1 rRNA gene is annotated in these 2,991 nt (G+C 51.2%); it reads left to right on the top strand.

The features are described 5' to 3' along the window. Nucleotides 1–55: 55 nt before the first annotated feature. Nucleotides 56–2,977: ribosomal RNA gene (locus tag CO726_RS30600) — 23S ribosomal RNA — on the top strand. Nucleotides 2,978–2,991 lie beyond the last annotated feature (14 nt).

Below are 2,991 nucleotides of genomic sequence, written 5' to 3'. Positions count from 1 at the left end.
GTATGTTCTTTGAAAACTAGATAACAGTGTAGCTCATATTTTTTAATTTTAGTTTGGTTAAGTTAGAAAGGGCGCACGGTGGATGCCTTGACACTAGGAGTCGATGAAGGACGGGACTAACGCCGATATGCTTCGGGGAGCTGTAAGTAAGCTTTGATCCGAAGATTTCCGAATGGGGAAACCCACCATACGTAATGGTATGGTATCCTTATCTGAATACATAGGGTAAGGAAGACAGACCCAGGGAACTGAAACATCTAAGTACCTGGAGGAAGAGAAAGCAAATGCGATTTCCTGAGTAGCGGCGAGCGAAACGGAACATAGCCCAAACCAAGAGGCTTGCCTCTTGGGGTTGTAGGACATTCTATACGGAGTTACAAAGGAACGAGGTAGACGAAGCGACCTGGAAAGGTCCGTCGTAGAGGGTAACAACCCCGTAGTCGAAACTTCGTTCTCTCTTGAATGTATCCTGAGTACGGCGGAACACGTGAAATTCCGTCGGAATCTGGGAGGACCATCTCCCAAGGCTAAATACTCCCTAGTGATCGATAGTGAACCAGTACCGTGAGGGAAAGGTGAAAAGCACCCCGGAAGGGGAGTGAAAGAGATCCTGAAACCGTGTGCCTACAAATAGTCAGAGCCCGTTAATGGGTGATGGCGTGCCTTTTGTAGAATGAACCGGCGAGTTACGATCCCGTGCGAGGTTAAGCTGAAGAGGCGGAGCCGCAGCGAAAGCGAGTCTGAATAGGGCGTTTAGTACGTGGTCGTAGACCCGAAACCAGGTGATCTACCCATGTCCAGGGTGAAGTTCAGGTAACACTGAATGGAGGCCCGAACCCACGCACGTTGAAAAGTGCGGGGATGAGGTGTGGGTAGCGGAGAAATTCCAATCGAACCTGGAGATAGCTGGTTCTCCCCGAAATAGCTTTAGGGCTAGCCTTAAGTGTAAGAGTCTTGGAGGTAGAGCACTGATTGGACTAGGGGTCCTCATCGGATTACCGAATTCAGTCAAACTCCGAATGCCAATGACTTATCCTTAGGAGTCAGACTGCGAGTGATAAGATCCGTAGTCAAAAGGGAAACAGCCCAGACCGCCAGCTAAGGTCCCAAAGTGTGTATTAAGTGGAAAAGGATGTGGAGTTGCTTAGACAACTAGGATGTTGGCTTAGAAGCAGCCACCATTTAAAGAGTGCGTAATAGCTCACTAGTCGAGTGACTCTGCGCCGAAAATGTACCGGGGCTAAATACACCACCGAAGCTGCGGATTGATACCAATGGTATCAGTGGTAGGGGAGCGTTCTAAGGACAGTGAAGTCAGACCGTAAGGACTGGTGGAGTGCTTAGAAGTGAGAATGCCGGTATGAGTAGCGAAAGACGGGTGAGAATCCCGTCCACCGAATGCCTAAGGTTTCCTGAGGAAGGCTCGTCCGCTCAGGGTTAGTCAGGACCTAAGCCGAGGCCGACAGGCGTAGGCGATGGACAACAGGTTGATATTCCTGTACCACCTCTTTATCGTTTGAGCAATGGAGGGACGCAGAAGGATAGAAGAAGCGTGCGATTGGTTGTGCACGTCCAAGCAGTTAGGCTGATAAGTAGGCAAATCCGCTTATCGTAAAGGCTGAGCTGTGATGGGGAAGCTCCTTATGGAGCGAAGTCTTTGATTCCCCGCTGCCAAGAAAAGCTTCTAGCGAGATAAAAGGTGCCTGTACCGCAAACCGACACAGGTAGGCGAGGAGAGAATCCTAAGGTGTGCGAGAGAACTCTGGTTAAGGAACTCGGCAAAATGACCCCGTAACTTCGGGAGAAGGGGTGCTTTCTTAACGGAAAGCCGCAGTGAATAGGCCCAAGCGACTGTTTAGCAAAAACACAGCTCTCTGCGAAGCCGTAAGGCGAAGTATAGGGGGTGACACCTGCCCGGTGCTGGAAGGTTAAGGAGAGGGGTTAGCGTAAGCGAAGCTCTGAACTGAAGCCCCAGTAAACGGCGGCCGTAACTATAACGGTCCTAAGGTAGCGAAATTCCTTGTCGGGTAAGTTCCGACCCGCACGAAAGGTGTAACGATTTGGGCACTGTCTCAACCAGAGACTCGGTGAAATTATAGTACCTGTGAAGATGCAGGTTACCCGCGACAGGACGGAAAGACCCCGTGGAGCTTTACTGTAGCCTGATATTGAATTTTGGTACAGTTTGTACAGGATAGGCGGGAGCCTTTGAAACCGGAGCGCTAGCTTCGGTGGAGGCGCTGGTGGGATACCGCCCTGACTGTATTGAAATTCTAACCTACGGGTCTTATCGACCCGGGAGACAGTGTCAGGTGGGCAGTTTGACTGGGGCGGTCGCCTCCTAAAGTGTAACGGAGGCGCCCAAAGGTTCCCTCAGAATGGTTGGAAATCATTCGTAGAGTGCAAAGGCATAAGGGAGCTTGACTGCGAGACCTACAAGTCGAGCAGGGACGAAAGTCGGGCTTAGTGATCCGGTGGTTCCGCATGGAAGGGCCATCGCTCAACGGATAAAAGCTACCCCGGGGATAACAGGCTTATCTCCCCCAAGAGTCCACATCGACGGGGAGGTTTGGCACCTCGATGTCGGCTCATCGCATCCTGGGGCTGTAGTCGGTCCCAAGGGTTGGGCTGTTCGCCCATTAAAGCGGTACGCGAGCTGGGTTCAGAACGTCGTGAGACAGTTCGGTCCCTATCCGTCGTGGGCGTAGGAAATTTGAGAGGAGCTGTCCTTAGTACGAGAGGACCGGGATGGACGCACCGCTGGTGTACCAGTTGTTCTGCCAAGGGCATAGCTGGGTAGCTATGTGCGGAAGGGATAAGTGCTGAAAGCATCTAAGCATGAAGCCCCCCTCAAGATGAGATTTCCCATAGCGTAAGCTAGTAAGATCCCTGAAAGATGATCAGGTTGATAGGTTCGAGGTGGAAGCATGGTGACATGTGGAGCTGACGAATACTAATAGATCGAGGACTTAACCATATAATATGTAGCAA

This window comes from Bacillus fungorum, from assembly GCF_002746455.1.
Lineage (GTDB): Bacteria > Bacillota > Bacilli > Bacillales > Bacillaceae_G > Bacillus_A > Bacillus_A fungorum.
This window is presented reverse-complemented; position numbering and strand designations above follow the sequence as displayed.